Source organism: Polaromonas sp. OV174 (genome assembly GCF_900112285.1).
Lineage (GTDB): Bacteria > Pseudomonadota > Gammaproteobacteria > Burkholderiales > Burkholderiaceae_C > Polaromonas.
The window spans coordinates 1-20032 of the sequence record NZ_FOKZ01000036.1; the positions used below are offsets into that span (position 1 = coordinate 1).

The 20032-nt window shown below is 51.8% G+C and carries 16 protein-coding genes; 8 read left to right on the plus strand and 8 right to left on the minus strand.

All coding sequences use genetic code 11. The features are described from left to right. Positions 1-205 precede the first annotated feature (205 nt). Complete coding sequence (locus BM160_RS20400; RefSeq protein ID WP_218156636.1) at positions 206-1300, plus strand: acyltransferase family protein; 1095 nt, start codon at positions 206-208, stop codon at positions 1298-1300. A 253-nt stretch (positions 1301-1553) separates the two neighbouring features. Continuing rightward, positions 1554-2306 carry an FkbM family methyltransferase gene (locus BM160_RS20405; protein ID WP_092008003.1) on the plus strand — a complete coding sequence of 251 codons (753 nt, stop codon included), beginning with the start codon at positions 1554-1556 and terminating at the stop codon, positions 2304-2306. On the opposite strand, the gene BM160_RS20410 is transcribed toward BM160_RS20405, so the two are convergent. From BM160_RS20410 to BM160_RS20445, 8 genes are all read right to left on the minus strand, one after another. Further along, entirely contained in the window at positions 2284-3096 is an 813-nt protein-coding gene (locus BM160_RS20410) for a hypothetical protein (protein ID WP_143093306.1), read from the minus strand. The genes BM160_RS20405 and BM160_RS20410 overlap by 23 nt on opposite strands. A 16-nt stretch (positions 3097-3112) precedes the next feature. Continuing rightward, complete coding sequence (locus BM160_RS20415) at positions 3113-4123, minus strand: phosphotransferase (protein ID WP_092008005.1); 1011 nt, start codon at positions 4121-4123, stop codon at positions 3113-3115. A 4-nt stretch (positions 4124-4127) separates the two neighbouring features. Next, complete coding sequence (locus tag BM160_RS20420) at positions 4128-5603, minus strand: lipopolysaccharide biosynthesis protein (protein WP_092008006.1); 1476 nt, start codon at positions 5601-5603, stop codon at positions 4128-4130. A gap of 123 nt (positions 5604-5726) precedes the next feature. Then, the gene (locus tag BM160_RS20425; RefSeq protein WP_143093307.1) at positions 5727-6476 is read right to left on the minus strand and encodes a tetratricopeptide repeat protein; all 750 of its coding nucleotides are present in this window, start codon (positions 6474-6476) and stop codon (positions 5727-5729) included. Positions 6477-6497: 21 nt separating this feature from the next. Then, positions 6498-7616 carry a GNAT family N-acetyltransferase gene (locus BM160_RS20430; protein WP_092008008.1) on the minus strand — a complete coding sequence of 373 codons (1119 nt, stop codon included), beginning with the start codon at positions 7614-7616 and terminating at the stop codon, positions 6498-6500. Positions 7617-7628: 12 nt separating this feature from the next. Continuing rightward, positions 7629-8513, minus strand: a complete 885-nt coding sequence (locus tag BM160_RS20435; RefSeq protein ID WP_092008022.1) for a hydrolase 1, exosortase A system-associated — start codon at positions 8511-8513, stop codon at positions 7629-7631. Between the two features lie 178 nt (positions 8514-8691). Next, positions 8692-9549, minus strand: coding sequence for a hydrolase 2, exosortase A system-associated (locus BM160_RS20440; RefSeq protein WP_092008009.1), 858 nt, complete (start codon positions 9547-9549; stop codon positions 8692-8694). 7 nt (positions 9550-9556) lie between these two features. Continuing rightward, the gene (locus BM160_RS20445) at positions 9557-9808 is read right to left on the minus strand and encodes an acyl carrier protein (protein WP_092008010.1); all 252 of its coding nucleotides are present in this window, start codon (positions 9806-9808) and stop codon (positions 9557-9559) included. A gap of 254 nt (positions 9809-10062) precedes the next feature. Here BM160_RS20445 and BM160_RS20450 point away from each other — a divergent pair, with 254 nt between their 5' ends. From BM160_RS20450 to prsR, 6 genes are all read left to right on the plus strand, one after another. Next, entirely contained in the window at positions 10063-11667 is a 1605-nt protein-coding gene (locus tag BM160_RS20450) for an acyl-CoA ligase (AMP-forming), exosortase A system-associated (protein ID WP_092008011.1), read from the plus strand. A 44-nt stretch (positions 11668-11711) separates the two neighbouring features. Continuing rightward, positions 11712-12956: a pyridoxal-dependent decarboxylase, exosortase A system-associated gene (locus tag BM160_RS20455; protein WP_092008012.1), complete on the plus strand. Its 1245-nt coding sequence runs from the start codon at positions 11712-11714 to the stop codon at positions 12954-12956. After that, entirely contained in the window at positions 12895-14934 is a 2040-nt protein-coding gene (locus BM160_RS20460; protein ID WP_218156637.1) for a hypothetical protein, read from the plus strand. Before BM160_RS20455 ends, BM160_RS20460 begins: the two co-directional genes overlap by 62 nt. A gap of 158 nt (positions 14935-15092) precedes the next feature. Beyond that, the gene (locus BM160_RS20465; protein ID WP_092008014.1) at positions 15093-16475 is read left to right on the plus strand and encodes a TIGR03013 family XrtA/PEP-CTERM system glycosyltransferase; all 1383 of its coding nucleotides are present in this window, start codon (positions 15093-15095) and stop codon (positions 16473-16475) included. Positions 16476-16526: 51 nt separating this feature from the next. Beyond that, positions 16527-18638 carry an XrtA/PEP-CTERM system histidine kinase PrsK gene (gene prsK, locus BM160_RS20470; RefSeq protein ID WP_092008015.1) on the plus strand — a complete coding sequence of 704 codons (2112 nt, stop codon included), beginning with the start codon at positions 16527-16529 and terminating at the stop codon, positions 18636-18638. Further along, positions 18635-19996, plus strand: a complete 1362-nt coding sequence (gene prsR / locus BM160_RS20475) for a PEP-CTERM-box response regulator transcription factor (protein WP_092008016.1) — start codon at positions 18635-18637, stop codon at positions 19994-19996. Before prsK ends, prsR begins: the two co-directional genes overlap by 4 nt. Positions 19997-20032: the final 36 nt, after the last annotated feature.

The following is a 20032-nucleotide window of genomic DNA, read 5'->3' on the forward strand; positions in this document are numbered from 1 at the left end:
TACTTGACCCCGGCGGAGTTCAAGCAGCAACTTCGCCAAGACCTGCAACCTGCCGTCTTCTAGTTATAAATGTCTCGATTAAACCGAGCAGGTCAAAGACAGGTTCGACCTGAACGGCCTTTGCATCAGCGTTACACCTAGATTACACTGAGATATTCCGCTTCAACCGACGCCAAGGCGGATACTTGGTGTTGCGCGACATTCATTGCCCAAAGAAATTTCGTTTTCATTAAATATGACAAATACACGGGTCAACGAAATAGATTTGCTGCGGTTCCTCGCAGCACTGGCAGTGGTGTTCTTTCATTATGCGTTTAGAGGCTACGCGGCCGATGCCATGTCAGTTATGCCCTATCCATCATTGGCATCTATCTCGAAATATGGATATTTGGGCGTTCAACTGTTCTTCATGATCAGCGGATTTGTCATTCTCATGACAGCCGCCAATGGAAGCCTAAGAGATTTTATCATTTCAAGATTGGTCCGACTGTACCCAGCTTTCTGGGCGTGCTGCACGATCACGTCACTACTTATTGTCGCCATCGGGGCGCCAAACTTCAAAGTATCGTTAAGTCAATATCTGATCAATATGACGATGCTAAGCGAATATATTGGTGTGCCATCCATCGATGGTGTATATTGGTCATTGTTTGTAGAAATGAAATTTTATGTATTGGTGTGTTTAATATTATTAGTTGGACGTATTCATCAGGTTCAGGGGATATTAATTCTCTGGTTGATTGCATCTATCATCACGCTACCAATTCATTCATATAGGCTAACTTATTATTTAATAGCCGATTATTCGGCATTTTTTATCGCCGGTGCGACTTTTTTTTTAATCTGGTCTAAAGGGTTTTCTTTGGCTAGATTTTGGATAATTGCATTATCATGGGGTCTGGCCGTATATCAATCAATTGCCGATTTGCCGAATTTTGAAAAAAATTATCATGTAACTATGAATCGATCTCTGGTTATTGGAGTGGTCACGATATTTTTTGTGACTATGATGTGTGTGTCATTAAGAAAAACCGGCGCGTTCGGTCGATCCCGTTGGGTGATCGTAGGTGCCATAACCTATCCACTTTACCTGCTTCATCAAAACATTGGCTTTATGATTTTCAACACGATTTATCCGAAAATAAACGCCAATTTATTATTTTGGGGCACTATTTTTTTAATGCTGGTCACCGCATATGCAGTACATATATTGATTGAGAAAAGGCTCGCCTCATCGATGAAAATCACCATTGATAGATTTTTTTGTGGCGCGGGCTGGAAAAAGGCAGTAATCCGTTGAACGTCGAAGTCGGTATCAATTTTTCAACGAATAACAAGGCCCGCGTACTCGTCGTGAGCGTTGCTGCCGGCACCCCTGGATAACTCTTTGTCCAGTAGTCCATTAGAAAGCTATCGCGCCGTAATCGTTCAAGACAGAGCGCCGCACATTCAAACGCGGTCAAGTTGACACCCACTAGTGGCCTATCGCAAGGTCGAAGTAAACGAATTAAACGCACCAGCCTTACTTCAGAACAAACCAATTTTGCAATACTATGGATTATTTTTCACCTAATCTAACTAAAATATGGCTCCTGAATCGACTCTATCGCTACGCAATGGCGATTTACCCAAAGTACGCATTTCGCCGATTCGGGATTCCGGTAACGGGACTCGAACGCTTGGGGAGCGTCTATGGTGGGTGGTTTGCTCCGACTCACGAATTGAACTCTAAATCCATCGTTTACTCGGCGGGTATTGGTGGAGATATTACGTTCGACAAGGCATTGATCAATTGCTGCAGTTGCGCAATACACGGGTACGATCCGACACCAACAGCGATTCAATATATTTCGGATCAAATCGCAAATGATGAGCTGTCGCCGCTATTTCATTTCAATGCCGTTGGTCTCTGGGACTCCGAAACAGAACTGAAGTTCTTTGCCCCGAAAACTCGTGGGTGGGTGGGTTCCTATTCCGCATTAAATCTGCAAGGAACCGAAGAGGAAGAATCCATTTTAGTGCCGGTCAAACGCCTTTCTACTCTGATGAAGGAAAATGGCCACATACATATCGACCTTCTAAAGGTTGATATTGAAGGCGCCGAATACCGTATTATAAAAGAAATAATAGAAAAAAATATTCCAATCAGCTGGTTGTGTGTTGAATTCGATCAACCCGTTCCGTTTTGGACCACTAATCGCACGATTCAACGCTTAAAGGAATCTGGTTTTCAATTATGCAAGGTTGACCATTGGAATTTCACATTTAAAAACCTAAACCACTTCACAACCACAGCCAAGGAGTGAGTCGCCGGGCTACACTACGCACGGCGTCTTTGGTGGCCTGGGATTTCGACCTGTAATCGCGTTGATGCCGTCCACTGATTCCCTGAAGTCTTGGCTGCAACGGAAATCTCGTGATGAGCCTGAGGTCCGAGGAATGCCGTAAAACGAGCTGATACATGAACGAGGCATCAAAACCAGAGTCGTGCGCTCGCCATTGATCACGAAAAACATTGTCGTACGCTTCTCTGCGAAAGGCGAATGCACGCAGATCCATGTTTCGGCGATCCGTCCAGCTACCGGAGCCGACCCAGGGCAAGTTGTGAAGATCACACATTAGATCGAATTGCACGCGCCGACTGCGATCGATCATTTCTGGGAGATTCAGGAATTTGAGTCGGCCCGTAGTTTTCCAGACAATATCGTCGGCTTGGAATAGCGTGCTCATCGCCAGGCCATGGTCCATCAGCTTGAACTCTCCGTACGCTTTACCGCGCTGAATGGGATGTTTATTGCCGTCAAAAGTGAGGAATTCGACCCGCTTATCATGAGGAAAATCACGTGCCAGCTGAATCAGCGATGTCAAATCACTACTGGTGTTGTCCACGAATAGAATACGATCGATGGCGACATTCGGCAGCGCGAGATAAAAGCGTAACGCGTCGATGTAATCGTTCAATCGATCAGCAGGATCATTTCTAGCAACCGCCATCTGGGGTGGGACCAGGCTGGCAGTCATAATCAACCCATGACTTACACTGGATCGGGCCTCGTCACGACGACTTCCATCAATGTGACAAGAAAAATCGGTCATGCCTTCCCTCCCTTGATCAAGTTGCTTCTTGCATTTCTAGATCATTCGACAAGCGCCAGGCCAAAATTGAAAAAGTTTCATTCAATACTTTACTGCGGAAATTTGGATGATGTCCATGCAGCTCCGTGTGCCAGGAGGATAATAAAAATTCCAGTCTAAGCCAGTTGAGATAAGGAACCGACACAGCCGGGCCTGTGCGCAAATAACCTCGCCAGAAGGATTGCTCAAAGTGCTTGCGCAAGGGCAGCAGATACAAATAACGTGGATGAAGTGTGAGGCGACCGAGATGATTGAGAAACATTGCAATGTCGAATTCAATTGGGTTTTCATAAATCAAAGCAATGTCAACCCCATAGATACTCTCTCGAGTCAAAATGAAATTGTCCGATTTGCAGTCACCGTGCAACCAGGAGTTGGCAACGTCGCGGCCAGCCAAGCCCGGAGCACTCCGCTTCAATAACGAAACTGCGTTCAAGAATATTTCGACAGGAAGTGCCGCTCCGCTCACCTCGTCCAGGACAGCCAATCGGTGGCTCAGGTCAACGGTTTGATGCCGAAGAGGCCCTGCGCTATGAAAAGCTCCAAGCCACGTCCCGGCTCTCTCGAACTCGCCAGATGCTCCCAGAAGAGTCAATGGACGTTGCATCTTTTTTGTTAGAGATTTCCCTTCCACCCACTCCATGACATATGTTCCCAGCTCGGGGAGAAGGTAAAGCGGCTTTGGGACAGCATGTTGAGCGTCGTGTTCCATCAATGCGTAGGCGACTCGCTCTAATGCACGGAATTGAGCCTTTGCCGAAATTTTATCCAACAGTTGAGTGCCAGGTAAAAAACAAATCTTTACGGCGCACTCGACCGATGGAGTCGCCTCAATAGTTGCCTTAAATATTTTCGAGTTTTTCCGAACCACGATTGGGCGCCCAAGTTTCAGGCCAAGATCCCCAAAATGATCGGCCAACATGCTTTCTATCTGCTCAATCGTCGCGTCGATCGAACTCAGATCGACGGGTGAGTTAAGTGTTTTCAAATTATCATTTGAATTGTAACCAAGTCGGGCGCCTGGAGTACAGGCGTTTGGCGATACTATTTAATTCAATCCATAACGGATGATCAAGCCAAAATAAAGTCAGCAGCCAAATTACACCGGTGATCCCACCACCACCAAAGCCAAGCCACAGATAATTTTGCTCTGTTACTTTTTCAAATCCAACCCAAATCGCTATTGGCATTATTGTCAAAATCGTTATGTAAAAACTCGGAGCGCAAGCACGCAAAACTCCCCGCAAGCTTAGGCCCATGGCCTTGTTTAAGTGCCATTGCGTATACAGGAGGTTAAACGATGCTGATGCTACCAATCCCCAGCAGGCCCCAATCAGGCCGAACGGTATCACAACCAAAATCCCTGCGATGCGACTTAACTGAAGGCCAATCTGCAGAACATTGGTGCGCTTTATCTCCCCGCCGGCCATCAGTGCCTCTTGTGAAAATGTATGCACGAGCTCTATAGCGCCGACTATACAGAGGATTTGAGCCAAAGGCACAGATGCCATCCACTGGAGGCCATAGATAATGCGAATAGCAGAAAATGCCACAATGCCGAAAAATGCCATGAATGGCCAACCGATAGCCGTTATAAATGAAATGCTAAGTAGGTAGCCATCATTCATGCTTCCAAGTTGTCGATTGCTTTTTGCAAAGTATGGCATGCACACTGGCATTACGGCGCGTAAAACAGTTCGATTGAATAGCTCCACCAGACCGTTGGCGCGGCTGAATAAAGCCACGCCTGTCATATTTTGAACTCTACCAATAATCATCTCGGGGGAATTCTTGCCTAGCTGTCCAATAATAAAAATACCACTAACAAATTTCCCAAAATGAATGACATCACCAACACCTTTGAAGCCAGGCCATTTGGGGAAGTTACTAGGGCGAAACCACATTGAGGTGCCCACCGTGACAATGACACCCGCGAGAGATGACCAAGCTAGGCTCATGTAACTGAAGCCATTGAAAGCAAGCAAAATGGCAACTAGAAATGTCGTAATATTTGCAAAAGAACTGGCAATAAATATCGGTCGAAAGTCGAGCAGGCGTCTGAAGTTGGCCATAGTAACGGCGCCAAATGGTATGAGCAAAAAATTAAATGCCTGCACTTGCATAACAGCCTTTATGCCAACCGAGCGGTAATATTCAGAGGCAAGCGGAGCGCTAAAAAACAGAGCCAGGCCCATGAGCCATGAAATTATGATATTCACCGTGAAGGATGCACGGATTTTTTCATCTGTCAGATTTTTTTCTTGAATTAGATATTCGGTGACGCCGAAATCGCGAAAAGTGCTGGCCACGGCCGCAAAAACAGCCGCCACGGCAAATACGCCAGTCTCTTCTGGCGTCAGCAGACGCGAAATGATCATCGTTCCAACCAGCTGCAGAGGCAGTGCTATATAGCTGTTCGCGAATGAGTAAGCGAGGGAGCGTCGAACTAGTGACAAAGTTGTACCCAATAATTTCTGTCGATTTTCTTATTCATCGAGTGATGACAAATGTCTCACTGACTTGGGCCAGCAATTTACCGCAGTGCACCTTGGAGACAGGTTGGGTGCGGTGCGCCCGGGGGAGCATGCAAACTACTTGGCGTCTGCAGGAGGAGTGGCGTCTATGGCAGGCGTCGTCACTGCACGGGTTGGCTCGGTCCATTTGCCAACGCTCAGTAATCTGTCACGCAAGGCGGTACCCGGGAACCCGAGGGCTATGGCCTTGTGCGCTTCGACCAGTGCCTGGTCATAATTCTTGAGGTCAAAATAATGTAATCCTATGTTGTAGTGCGTAAACGCGTTATCTTTAGCATATGTAGTGGCTATTTCCAGTTCCTTATTGGCAGCGGCGACACGCCCCTGCTTGTTAAGAAAAGTCGAATAGATCATCCGCACAATCGCGTCGTCCGGGCGAAAGCGTACGGCACGATCAAACCAGCATTCGACGGAATAACGCGAGCCGCTCGGCTGAGGTGTCTTTTCCTTTTCACCTAGACGCATCATTGAGATGAGCGCTCGAGGGTTGTTGGGGATGGCTCGGAGGGTATAGTCGAGGTCGCTACCCGGTTTCGTGCTGGTAGAGCCACTGATCAGAGCTTCGACCTGCGGAGTGAAGTGGGCGTCATAAACGATGGCCGCTTTGCCGCGGTCATCCCGGTAGTCTATGGGGCCATAGCCATTTTCCAGTGAGCCACAGCTCAGATTGTGTGACTGGGCTATGGCCGGCAACGCGTAGAAGCCGGACATGAACAACAGGATGACACTCAGGGTTGACCTGAACCCCAAGCTGGCATGACGGTCCTTCAGTTGCTTCTTCCGTTGTCGGATCATGATGGCTTTCATTGGAGTCAGACGTGACGCTTCCTAAGTGCGAACTTTACTGGCAGCGGACGCGGTGCGCAACCGTGCTAACAGAGGTTTTAGCGTCCGCCATATAGCTTCTTTACACAGTCCAAACATCCCGGCAACGGCCTTGGGATTATAGGCAATGATGCCCCAGCGCTCCCGTCGGTCGCTCATCCAGGACTTCTTGTATGCATCATCCCCAATAAGGTAGTCCACTTCAAAAACTTTGTCCTGTTCAAATGCATGTTCCATCAACATGGCCGTCAACAGTGTTCCCGATGCATATGATTTGTATTTTTCATCGTAGGCCAATTTGTAGATATTGGCCTTCCCATTTGCAACAATCCACAGCTGAGCAGCAATCGGTTGACCATTAAGCCAGGCAATACCGAGGCGGAGCCAACCTCTGTTGACACAAATCCGAATCAAGCCAGGGATAAATTCGGGGTAAGGCTCTGGCTTTTTCCAACTTGATGCATAAACTCGCTGGTACGCGTCTATCCCTCGCTCAAGCTGAGTAGCATCTTGTATCAATTCCAGCACGCCACCATCAGTTAAAAATTTTTTATGCATTCGTTTGATAGTGCTGCGTATCGTTCCTTCCCGATTTTTAAGGTAGGTTGACCAATCGTTCTGTACCTGAAGATACCAATTCCCAAAGCGAAAAAACTTGAATGCCACCAATCCATTGGCTTGGAGCGCCAAAAATAGTGTTCTATAGCTTCCTGCGCTAGGGTCCATTGGCGAAAATGTCATTATTCCAGTGGATACATGCGCATTTTTTACGGCACTTATCAGTATCGTCATATCAGACACTGCTAATTCATTTGTGAGAAGTGGAGAGTAGAGTGCTGTGTAGTAGTTGCTCAGCGCCTCTACTTTTTGACCGAATGGGGTTTTTATTGAGCGCACAGGCAGCGCCGCAACAGGCTTCCCATTTTTTCGCAAGACGTAGGTATTAATCCCATCATCTTTGGGGTAAACCGTATTAATTAGATTGCGGTACCAATAGACACTACTTTCAATACTCTCTTGTTCACCAATCGCAAACAATTGTTGAACATCTATTGGAAATTCATCCGGATGCTTATAGTGACTTACATTTAGCATGTCATCGATGCCTTTAGTGAGTTTCATGCAATGCAACAGCTAAAATCGTGATAGCCAAGCCAGAGTCAAGTTTGCCACTTGTGAGCAATAGTGGGCATTGGAGAAGGTATGGTCTGCGTCAGATATGTCTTGCCGGGTTAGCGTGCTGTGCCTCAAACAGCTTTTCCATACCGAAGCCGTATCGAAATACTCCAAAAACTCCTTTGCAACATAATCATTGCCACTCAAAATCAGAAGTATCGGACCCTTGAACTGCATCCACCCCTGTGCCATGCGGGTCTGAAACGGTTTTATGCCACTGTTCTTTTTATCGACAACCCGCTCACCAAACGCGGCTTTGATATTACGAAGCAACCCGCCCGCAGCGCTGGCTGCCACCTTACCGCTAAACAGCTTGAGCCAAAACTCTTTTTGCCGCAAGCGTTGGGTGTAATAGTGCTTAACCTGCGTTTTGGCCAGGCTGGCTTCAGAGCGCACCCAAGGGTTTAGCAGGCACAAGCCTGTGATTCTGTCATCCTGTCTCGCATGGCAAAAGAGTAAAGCCGCTGAAGCCCCATCACACAGGCCCCAGAGCGCTATATTTTTAATACTTGGTACGTTGAATTGCAGTGCACTGATAGCAGCTGCAATATCGTCGTTCACGTTGTCAAAGCTGCGCAGCTCATTCGTGCTGTCACCCATACCGCGGTAATCAAAGCGCAGCACATGTATCCCTGCACTAGCTAGAGCACGCGCCAGCAATACAAACTGACGGTGGCTGCCTGCACGGTATTGTGGCCCACCCACGATGATGATTAGGCCGGTGGTAGGTGTTGAAACAGCTGTATTTTGTGTTGCGCCAAATTGCCCGCAAGGCTGCGAAATAATGCCTACCAATTGCTCACCCTGGCAATCGAAGGTGATGGCTTTTTCCTGGTAGCTCATGGTGGTCATTAATTTAGCAGTGTTTGTTTAATCAGGAACAGCAGGGCCTCTCAAGCGCGTGAAAAAGTAGCAGTAAAGCATCCCGGATTTCACGGGAGTCGGTTGGTCTAAATTAAGACTGCGGATGCGGCCACATTGGCTGATCGCTCAGCCAGCAGGTGTAGCGCCTTGCAATGATTCATTGCCCTCCCGAAATTACCGCGGCGATGGTCGCCGCAATGAGCTTGGGCGCATCCTCGATCTCGGTGGTTTGCCAGAAAGAGGGGCCTAAGACGATATGGCTGTGCACCTCGTAGCCGGCTTGGCGCCACTGCGCGATGGCATTGACGGCTACCGGCGTCAGGCTGGCGTCATCACGGGTGGAGAGTTCAAACCACTCCACACGACTTGGCTTGCAACTTTTAAGCGGTGAGATCAGCTTGGCTTGCTCCAGTCCGTTTGCCAAGTCAGGTGACAGCAGATAACCACCAATTTCCACTGCACGGCCTTGCGCCAAGTCGCTGCGCAGGCCATCCATCACGGACTTGGCGTTGCCATTGGCTAGATCCGCCGTGGCCTTGAGACGCAAAAATTGCTGCAATAGCGGTTTGCCAGTAGGAGTAGGCGCCCAAAACAAGAAATGGCAGGGCTCTTGTAGATTTTGGGCTGCTTGCGTGGCAAGCAGGCAACCTGCGCGCAGGCCCCAGAGCCATAGGGGAGGGCGTGGCAGGGGCTTGGTGTGTTCATCTGTACGCTCGCGCAGCCAGCGGCAAGCGCTAACCACGTCATCGACCCAAGCGACCCAGGTCGCATCACCAAAATCGCCGCTGCTGTCGCCGCAACCCAGCAAGTCGATCTGCAATACGTCATATCCGGCCAGCGCCAGCGCCCGTGCCTGCAAGGCGGCCATGCGGCGTGATTTGTTCATTTCCTCTGTGAGCGGATGCACGTAAACCACCTGCCCGCGCGCAGCTGCGTTTTGTGTTTTGTTGGCCGGGTGAAACAGGCAAAAGCGCTGTCCGTTTTCTGCAGGCAGAAAAAAGGCCTCAAAAGTCATGGATGCTTCAAACCGCGAGTTTGTCACTCACAAAATCAGCCAGCGATCCCACGCTGGCAAAGGTGCTGCCGTCGATGTCATCATCGTCGACGACCAGGCCGAAATGGGTTTCCAAACCCGTGATCAGCGAGACCACCGCCATGGAGTCCAGCTCGGGAATGGCTCCCAGCAAGGGGGTGTCGCGGTCAAAGGCACTGGAGCGCCCATTCAGACTTAAAACCTCATCCAGCAGGCGGATGACTTCTTGCGTCACGTTCATTGAGACTCCCTGGGTTGGGTTTCTAACGTTTTTGCATTGTAGGAGTGCATTTTGCTGACCTGGTGCAATTTCTTTGCCCCGGATTTTCTATTCTTGGGAAGGGGCGTCCAGGCCTCTCGTCCGGTTCTACAAGCAGTCACAAAGGGCGAATTCATCTGAAAAAAATAAAAGACTCACAAACAGTCAAGCCTGTACGATACAAGTGCGCGATAGTTTTACCTATATATTTCATTCGCCCATGCACTGGTTTTGCCATGACCGAACCCACATTACTGCATGAATTGATAGCCGCCTCTAGCCGGCGTACGCCACAAGCACGTGCGCTCACCTACGGCGCTGATTCAATGAGTTACGAATCGCTACAGGCAGCCGTGGCTGGTTTTGCGGCCGGCTTGATGGCACAGGGCCTGCAGCGTAACGAACGGGTGGCCATTTATCTTGAAAAGCGCTTTGAGGCGGTGATTGCCAGCTTTGGTACACCAGCGGCGGGTGGCGTGTTTGTGCCTATCAACCCATTGCTCAAGCCGGAGCAGGTGGCGTTCATCCTGCGTGACTGCAATGTGCGGGTGCTGGTGACGTCTCCAGAGCGGCTGGCGCTGCTGGCCCCAGTGCTGGGCGAGTGCCACGACCTGCGGGATGTGGTGATTACAAACACGGAGGCGGCCAAGGCCTCGCCTTTGGCCCACCTAGCATTCACCGGATGGGCCCCGTTATTGGCCAGCCCGCCGCGCGCAGGGCACCGGGTCATTGATACCGACATGGCGGCCATTCTTTACACCTCGGGCAGCACCGGCAAGCCCAAAGGCGTGGTGCTGTCGCACCGCAATATGGTGGCGGGAGCCAAGAGCGTGGCGTCTTACCTGGAGAACGGCCCACAGGACACGCTACTGGCGGCACTGCCGCTGTCGTTTGATGCCGGGTTCAGTCAGCTCACCACCGCGTTTTATGCAGGTGCGCGGGTGGTCTTGCTGAACTACCTGATGCCTCGCGATGTATTGAGGGCGATGGTCCATGAAGGCGTGACCGGCTTAACTGCTGTGCCGCCCCTGTACATCCAGCTCTCGCAACTGGAGTGGTCCATGGCCATTAACGAAAACCTTCGTTATTTCGCCAACACCGGCGGACGCATGCCACGGGACACTCTCATGGCGCTACGCCAACGGGCGCCCAAGGCCAAGCCATTCCTGATGTATGGCCTGACTGAAGCATTCCGATCCACTTACCTGCCGCCGGATCAGGTTGACCGGCGCCCCGACTCCATCGGCAAGGCGATTCCCAATGCCGAAATTCTTGTGTTGCGCGAAGATGGCTCCCCCTGCGGCCCGGAGGAGCCTGGCGAGTTGGTACATCGCGGTGCGCTGGTGGGCATGGGTTACTGGAACGACGCCGAGAAGACGGCGGAGCGCTACAAATTATTGGCGCCTGACGCACCGGGCCGGCAGCCGGGCCTGCAGTTGCCCGAATATGCCGTTTTTTCAGGTGATACGGTGCGTATGGATGCAGAAGGTTTCTTGTATTTCATTGGCCGACGCGATGAAATGATGAAAACCTCAGGCTATAGGGTGAGTCCTACCGAGGTGGAAGAGATTATGTATGCCACCCAGATGGTGGGGGAGTGCGTCGCCTTTGGTGTGGAGCATCCAACCCTGGGGCAGGCTATACATGTGATAGCTACTAGCGCAATGAATACGGGCGCTGTAGGCCTAAATGACTTAATGGCTGAATGTCGTAGCCGCATGCCTGCCTACATGGTGCCAGCCGGCATTGAAATCGTTGCAGGCCCCTTGCCACGCAACCCCAATGGCAAGATAGACCGCAAACTTCTGTCCAGCGAATGGTTGGAGCGCAACCGGGGTTGAACGCCGGTTCAAGTTCAACCACTAACCCAAGCTCCGATCAATTCATGTCGATGACTGAACGCCAACTGCCCGTGCATGCCGCCATGAATCAGTTTTTCGTGCAAGACGGTGAATTGGTGGTCGGTGGCGAGCGCTTGTCATTGCTGGCGGCAAGGGTCGGACAAACGCCTTTTTATGCTTACGATCGCGCGCTGCTGCGGTCGCGGGTGGTGGCGCTGCGTGGTGTGCTGCCTGAGGGCGTCAAGCTTCACTACGCCATGAAGGCCAATCCCATGCCGGCAGTGGTGGGTTTCATGGCTGGCCTGGTGGACGGTATTGATGTCGCCTCCGCTGGGGAACTGAAGCTTGCATTGGATGCAGGCGCCGACCCGCTGGAAGTCAGTTTCGCCGGGCCTGGTAAGCGCGACGCAGAGTTGCGCCAGGCCGTAGCTGCCCGCGTGCTGATCAATGTGGAATCGTTTCGTGAAGTGGTGGCGCTGGAGGTGATCTCTGGCGAGTTGGGTCTGCCAGCCCGCGTGGCCGTGCGCGTCAATCCTGACTTTGAACTCAAAGGTTCTGGTATGAGGATGGGCGGCGGTCCTAAGCAGTTTGGTGTTGATGCGGAGCTGGTACCGGCTTTGCTGGCGGACATCGGCCGTGCAGGCCTGGCCTTTGAAGGCTTTCATTTGTTTGCGGGTTCGCAAAATCTGCGCTCAGATTTGATTTGTGAGGCTCAGCAGAAATCCTACGAACTGGCAGTGCGTCTGGCAGAGGATTCCCCCTTGCCGGTGCGCTTTCTAAATTTAGGCGGTGGTTTCGGTATTCCTTACTTTCCCGGTGAACAACGGCTTGATCTGGCGCCGATTGGCGACAACCTGGCCCAGCTCGCCCAACGTGCCCGGACAGAGCTTCCTGACGCCGCATTTGTGATTGAACTGGGCCGTTATCTGGTCGGGGAGGCCGGTATCTATGTGGCGCGCATTGTTGATCGCAAGGTTTCGCGCGGGCAGGTGTTTCTGGTGGCTGACGGTGGCTTGCATCACCACTTGTCAGCCTCGGGAAACTTTGGTCAGGTCGTGCGCAAAAACCACCCGGTCACGATTGGCAACAAGGTCGATTCGCTGGAAAAAGAACTCGCATCAGTCGTCGGACCTTTGTGCACCCCTCTGGATTTGCTGGCTGACCGCATGACTTTGCCCGTGGCGCAGGTCGATGATCTGGTGGTGGTGTTCCAGTCTGGCGCCTATGGTGCAAGCGCCAGTCCGCAGGGATTTTTGGGACATCCCGCTTGTGTTGAGGTTCTTGTTTAAGGACTTTTTTCTGAAGAACCCGGCTTGGCTGCTGGTCTCTTTGGGCTGCTTCGTCGCAGGGGCTGCGCTGGCATGGCACCATCCTCTGTGGCCCAGGGCGATGTTGGTTGTCTTTGGGCTGTGGTGCGTGGCTGTGGCGTGGCGTCCCGGCGTGTGGCTCTTTCTTGTGCCCGCATGCCTGCCGTTTCTGAACTTCTCCCCTTGGACCGGTTGGCTTGTTTTTGAAGAATTCGACATCTTGCTGCTGGGTGCCCTGGCAGGAGGCTATGGGCGTTTGGCTTGGTCGCGGCTATCCGTCGACGAGTCAAAAGTGGCTCATGTCTCGCCGCGATCGATCCCCCTGCTGGGTTTATTCGCGCTTCTTGGTGTCACAGGCGTATCGGCGTTGTTCCGCGGGTTTGCGGATGCCGGAGGCTTTACCTTTGACTGGTATGCCGGGTATACCGATGCGCTGAACAGCCTGCGCGTGTTCAAGAGTCTGGGTTTTGCGCTGCTTTTTGTTCCCTTGGTGCGGCGTGAACTTGAGCGCTCCGGTACGCTGGCGAGCCAGCGACTGGCGAGCGGCATGGTGGCGGGGCTGACGGTGGTCACGTTGGCTGTTTTGTGGGAACGTGCAGCGTTTCCCGGCTTGCTGGATTTCTCCAGGCACTACCGCACCGTGGCCTTGTTTTGGGAAATGCATGTGGGCGGCGCCGCGATTGATGCTTACCTGGTTTTGGCGGTGCCTTTTGTCGTCTGGGCCTTGATTTCGGCACGACGCCCCTGGATCTGGGCTGCGGCTGCCGCGCTTGCCTTGCTGACGGGCTATGCTTGCCTGACGACTTTTTCCCGTGGGGTTTACCTTGCGGTGGCCGGCCCATTGCTCTTGCTAGGTGTGTTGCTGCGGGTGCAAATGACTGGCTTCAACGCGCGGACGTTTTGGGGCCCTCTTTGGCCACGCTACCGACCCGAGGACTGGCGCACGAAGGCCAGTCTGATCTTGATGCTGGCACTGGTCGCAGAGGTTGCAGCGGTGCGAGGAGGCGGTTCGTTCATGATGGAACGTCTGACCAACACCGAACAGGATTTGCGTAGCCGCGTTGATCATTGGCAGCATGGCCTTGATTTGCTGGATGGACCGACAGACTGGTTGCTAGGGAAGGGTCTTGGCCGATTTCCGGCCAACTATGCCGCTAAAGTTGTCCAGGGCGAATTCTCGGGTGGTGTGAAATGGCGTGATGAGCCGGTGCCAGGGAGGGCAGCCAACGCGTTTGTGACCGTGCGAGGGCCTGCTACCTTGAAGAGATTGGGCGGACAGTACGCCTTGACGCAACGCGTGACCAATGTAGCGAAGGGCTTGCATCGTGTCAGCCTGGATGTTCGGGTTCACAAGCAAGCAGACATTTACCTTTCCTTGTGCGAAAGACATTTGCTTTACGACGGAAATTGTCAAGAGGAATTCATTAGCGTTATGCCGGGGGAGACTGAGTGGCAACACATGGTGCTCCCGCTTTCAGGCGTCCCTTTGACGGGCAGCCTCTGGTATGCGCCACGCTTGTCCATGTTCTCGCTGTCGGTGGTCAATCGAGGCGGAGTTGCCGATTTTGGCAATGTGAGACTCATGGGGCCATATCCACAGCCGTCACTTGAGAATGGCAACTTCTCCCGAGGCATGGCGCACTGGTTCCCCGCTGCACAGACTTATTTTCTGCCTTGGCATATAGATAACCTGTTTCTTGAAGTGTTGATTGAACGGGGGAGCATAGGCTTGCTCCTGTTTATCGCGCTGATGGCATATGCCCTGTGGCATCTGATATTTGGACGCGCCCGGACGCTTGCCTTGTCTGGGTATCTGGCTGCATCATTGTGTGCGGCGCTGCTGGTGGGGCTGGTCAGCAGCCTGATGGATATGCCCAGAGTGGCATTTTTGGTTTATCTTTTGGCACTGTTTTCAATTCAAACGATGCCCGAAGCTGGAAGGCGCTTGCAACGTCCGTAAGGACGTGTACCATGAATGCTAGATCTCTTATCTGTATCGCTAGATTAGTGAGGCTGGGTTGCCGTTAGGCTCGAGCCCACCTGATTACCTACAGCGTACGCCAACTGACGAGTGTCTAAAAGATGGATGGTGCTTAGACATGGAAGGGGGGATTGAACATGATAAAAATATTCAACCACTATTTTCACAAGCGTACTCTGTTACACATATTTTTTGATCTTGGACTGGTGCTGGCTGCCGTGGTGATCGCGCTCCTGTCTCAGGTGGCCAATCCTGCCTCTGTCTCACTTGGCGTTGTAGGTACGTCTTTTTTACTGGCTGTCGGCATAGTGGTCATCAATGCGGGTCTCGGGTTTTATCAGCGCGTACGTAGCTACACCTTGGGGCAGGCGCGCGCCCGTGCCGTATTGTCATTGTGCTTGTCGTTGTCTTTGGCCTATGGCGTCTTTCATTTGTCGCCTCTCAGGCTGGGAGATGAAAGGGTCTTTGCACTCGCGCTGGTGGCCGCTCTGGTAGTTATGCTGATTAACAGGGTTTATGTGACTCATGCAACGCCGGGAGCCCTGATGCGTCAGCGTGTATTGGTATATGGCTCGGGTGCGCGTGCCAGGCTGGTTGGAAGAGCATTGAAAAATTCAGATTCCAATGTTGATTTGGTGGGGTATTACCCCGGTCCGAATGAGTCTGTGACTGAGGTCTCCGCTTGGGGACTTTTATCCTCGAAAAAATCGCTGACTGACTGCGTGCAGGAAGAGCAGGTCGATGAGATCGTGGTCGCCTTAAGTGAGCGACGCGGCGGCAGCATGCATATGCGTGAGTTGCTCGATTGCAAGCTGCGCGGTGTACTGGTCGTTGATATTGCTACCTACTTTGAAAAAACATTGGGTCAGATCACGCGTGACTCTGTGTCTGCGGGGTGGTTGATATTTGGAGACGGATTTAACCAAGGCTTGGTGCGCACCGTGATCAAGCGTATTTTTGACATTGTGTGCGCGACATTTTTGATTCTGCTGTCATTACCCATCATGTTGGTGACTGGCATTTTGATACTGCTGGAAAGCGGTGGACCTGTTCTTTACTTGCAAGAACGTGTGGGGCTGAACGGCCGACTGTTCAACGTTGTGAAATTCCGCAGCATGCGTACCGATGCCGAGAAAGACGGAAAACCTCGGTGGGCATCGGCTGCTGATGACCGGATTACGCGGGTGGGCCGGGCGATCCGCAAGTGGCGCATTGACGAGTTACCGCAACTATTCAGTGTGCTTGGCGGCGATATGAGTCTAGTTGGGCCACGCCCGGAGCGACCTTATTTTGTGGATCAACTGACGCAGGAACTTCCCTATTACGCGGTGCGCCAGAGTGTCAAACCGGGCGTAACGGGATGGGCGCAAGTACGCTATCACTATGGAGCGTCAGTCGAAGACTCGGCTGAAAAACTCCAGTACGATCTTTACTACGTCAAAAACCACTCCTTGCTTCTTGATCTTGTCGTGCTTTTTGAAACGGTGGGTGTGGTCCTGATGGGCAAGGGCGCGCAGTAATCTGATTTGACCAGCGTCAAAAGGGAACTCCAATGCTGCAATTGGTGAGCCATGAATAGCGGTAATGTCACCTTAACGGCTTGGAGTTATGGCCTGGTTGGCTTAGTCTATTCGGCCTTTGCGTTGCGGCTGCTCCAGCTCGGCTATTTTCGCTCCATGCGTGAGTGGTCTAAAACCACGTTGTTTGCAGCAGTCACATCGAGCGCGCTTTGGGGATGGTTTGGGTTGGTGCTTCTGTTGACGGGCAAGCCGTTGTTTTTTTTGTTAAGCACAGTCTTCGATTTACTGCGCTACAGTTCGTGGTATGTTTTTCTGTTGATCCTGCTTCAGCCGAATCGAGCACATAGTGCACCTGTAGGTATGACCTGGATGGCGCCAGCCTCTGCCGCAGTATTGCTCTTTGGGCTATTGGCGCTTTCTTTTGCCGGACTGCGCATCAACGTTATAGGCGATGCCTCAAGATTGATGCTGTTCAGCTCGATGGCGTCGCCGGTTTTTGCCATGATCTTGCTTGAGCAGGTATTCCGGAATGTGACGGAGGATTCGCGCTGGAATATCAAGCCCTTGTGTCTTGGTCTGGCCGGTGCATTTTCCTTCGACTTATATTTATTTTCACAGGCAGTTTTATTCAACCGCATCGACGGTGATGCCCTCAGCATCCGCGGCGCTGTGCATACGCTAATCGTGCCGCTGCTGCTGCTTTCGATTTCCCGGCGTAGCGACTGGATTTCAAAAATTCATCTTTCACCCAAAGCGGCTTTTCATTCGGCAACATTGCTGATCGCTGGCGTTTATTTGCTATTCATATCGAGCGTAGGTTACTACGTGCGCTATTTCGGTGGCGAATGGGGACGTGCACTTCAATTGGGTTTGATATTCCTTGCCTTGATTGTCCTCATGATCTTGGCTCTTTCGGGTTCCGTGCGTGCCAAGCTGCGGGTTTTTTTGGGAAAGCATTTTTTCCGCTACCGCTTTGATTACCGCGAAGAGTGGCTGAAATTCACGAGCACCTTGTCTGCTCAAAACTCGCCGCAAGAAATGGGGCAGCAGGTCATTCGTGGCTTGGCGGATATGCTGGAGAGTCCAGGTGGTGGACTTTGGATGAGAACAAGGGGAGAGGCGACATTCAGTCAAACAGCTCGCTGGAACCTAGCACCAACGCTGGAGAAGGAAGAGGTCGATTCGCCCCTGTGCCACTTTATGACGACCAGCGGATGGGTGATCAACCTAGAAGAATACCGGTCATATTCCCGGCGCTACGGGCAGCTGAAACTGCCAAGTTGGCTGCAACAGTTGGCGCAGGCATGGCTGATCGTACCGCTCATGGTGGGGGACGAACTGATTGGTTTTGTGGTCTTGGCCAGTGCGCGATCGCGTGTGGATGTTAACTGGGAGGTTAATGACCTTTTAAAAACGGCTGGCCAGCAAGCTGCTAGTTTTCTGGCACAGATGCAGGCCACGGAAGAGCTGCTGGAGGTACGAAAATTTGACGCATTCAATCGTATGTCAGCCTTTGTGGTGCATGATTTAAAAAATATTGTGACGCAGCTCTCACTCATGCTGAAAAATGCCAGTCGTTTGGGCGACAACCCGGAATTTCAACAGGACATGCTGATGACAGTTGAGAATTCACTTGAAAGAATGCGCCAGCTGATGCTCCAGTTGCGAGAGGGAGCTACGCCGGCTGGGAGATCATTGGGAGTGAGCTTGGGTGCAATCATTCGTCGCATTGAGGCCGTTGCGGCAGGACGCGGAAGAACACTTGAAGTTCGGGTGCTGGAATCGGTGGATGCACGCGGTCATGAAGAGCGCTTGGAGCGGATCATCGGACATGTGGTGCAGAATGCTTTTGATGCCACGGACGCTGGTGGACAGGTATGGATCAGTCTCGATCGTTCAAGTGGTCGGGCCAGAGTCGTGGTCGGTGACACCGGACAGGGCATGTCGCAGGATTTCATTCGGGATCGTCTGTTCAAGCCCTTTCAGACCACGAAAAAGGCGGGGATGGGAATTGGTGCTTATGAAAGCTTTCTGTATGTGCAGGAGTTGGGTGGGCAGATTGTTGTTGATAGCCAACTAGGGCAGGGGACGCGGGTAGAAATATCCTTGCCTCTGTTTGAATCGCAGAACGAATCAGACCTTCACTCGTTGGAGGTCGCATGACATCCGAAAATCCTCGTTCCTTGTTGATCGTTGAAGATGACCTGGCCCTGCAAAAGCAGATCAAGTGGTCGCTTGACCTGTTCGACTCAGTAACCGCCCATGACAGGGACAGCGCGTTGCTGCAGTTGCGCAAAAGCGCGCCTGCAGTAGTCACTATGGATCTGGGCTTGCCGCCTGATGCGGACGGTGTGTCTGAGGGTTTTCGGCTGCTTGAACAAATTTTGACTTTTGACCCTGACATCAAGGTGATTGTTCTAACAGGGCAAAACGATCAAGCCAACGCCCTGCGTGCCGTGGCCATGGGGGCCTATGATTTTTTTGCCAAACCGTTCGAGCCAGAATTGCTCAATCTGACAGTTGAGCGTGCTTTTCGTTTGTTTGAACTGCAAAGCGAAAACCGCCGGCTGCAACAGCGTTACCAGCCGGATGCCTTGTCGGGCTTGACGACGCGCGACCCGGAGATGTTGCGTATCTGCCGCACGATTGAGAAAGTGGCGAGCAGCAATGCCACCATCATGTTGCTAGGCGAAAGTGGCACGGGCAAAGAAGTGCTGGCACGCGGTCTACACCAGTCCTCACCTCGGCGGGCAGAGAAGTTTGTTGCTATCAACTGTGCCGCCATTCCGGAGAACCTGCTCGAAAGTGAACTGTTTGGTTTTGAGAAAGGCGCTTTCACAGGGGCAGCAAAGATGACTCTGGGCAAGATAGAGGTGGCAAACGGCGGCACCTTGATGCTTGACGAGATCGGAGATCTACCTTTTGCGCTACAGGCAAAACTGCTGCGATTTTTGCAGGAAAGAACAATTGAACGTGTGGGTGGCCGGCAAGAAATATCAGTCGATGTCCGAATCGTGTGTGCCACGCACCAGGACTTGAATGCGCTTAGCAAAGAAGGTCGGTTTCGAGAAGATTTGTATTACCGGCTGGCTGAAATTGTCGTCAAGATTCCGCCGCTGCGTGACCGTGTGGGTGATGCAGCGCTGCTGGCACATGCGTTCGTTAGGCGCTTTTCACAGGAGCAAAACCGATCCTCCATGTCACTCAGCGAAGACGCTGTCAGGGCAATTGAACTACACCCGTGGCCGGGCAATATCCGAGAACTTGAAAACTGTATCAAGCGCGCCACGATCATGGCAGAAGGCAACCAGATTACCAGTGAAGATGTGGGCTTTAAAAACACTGCACTGGATGAAATTGACGGTTCACTGAATCTGCGGGTGATTCGTGACAATGCCGAAAAACGGGCAATTATTGCAGCGTTAGGGCGCGTCAATGGAAATATTGTTAAGGCAGCTGAATTGCTTGGTGTGAGTCGACCCACGCTTTATGATTTGATGCATCGACTGGGTTTGAAGTAATTTATTTCGTCCTTAAATTAAATCTCAGGGCACGCA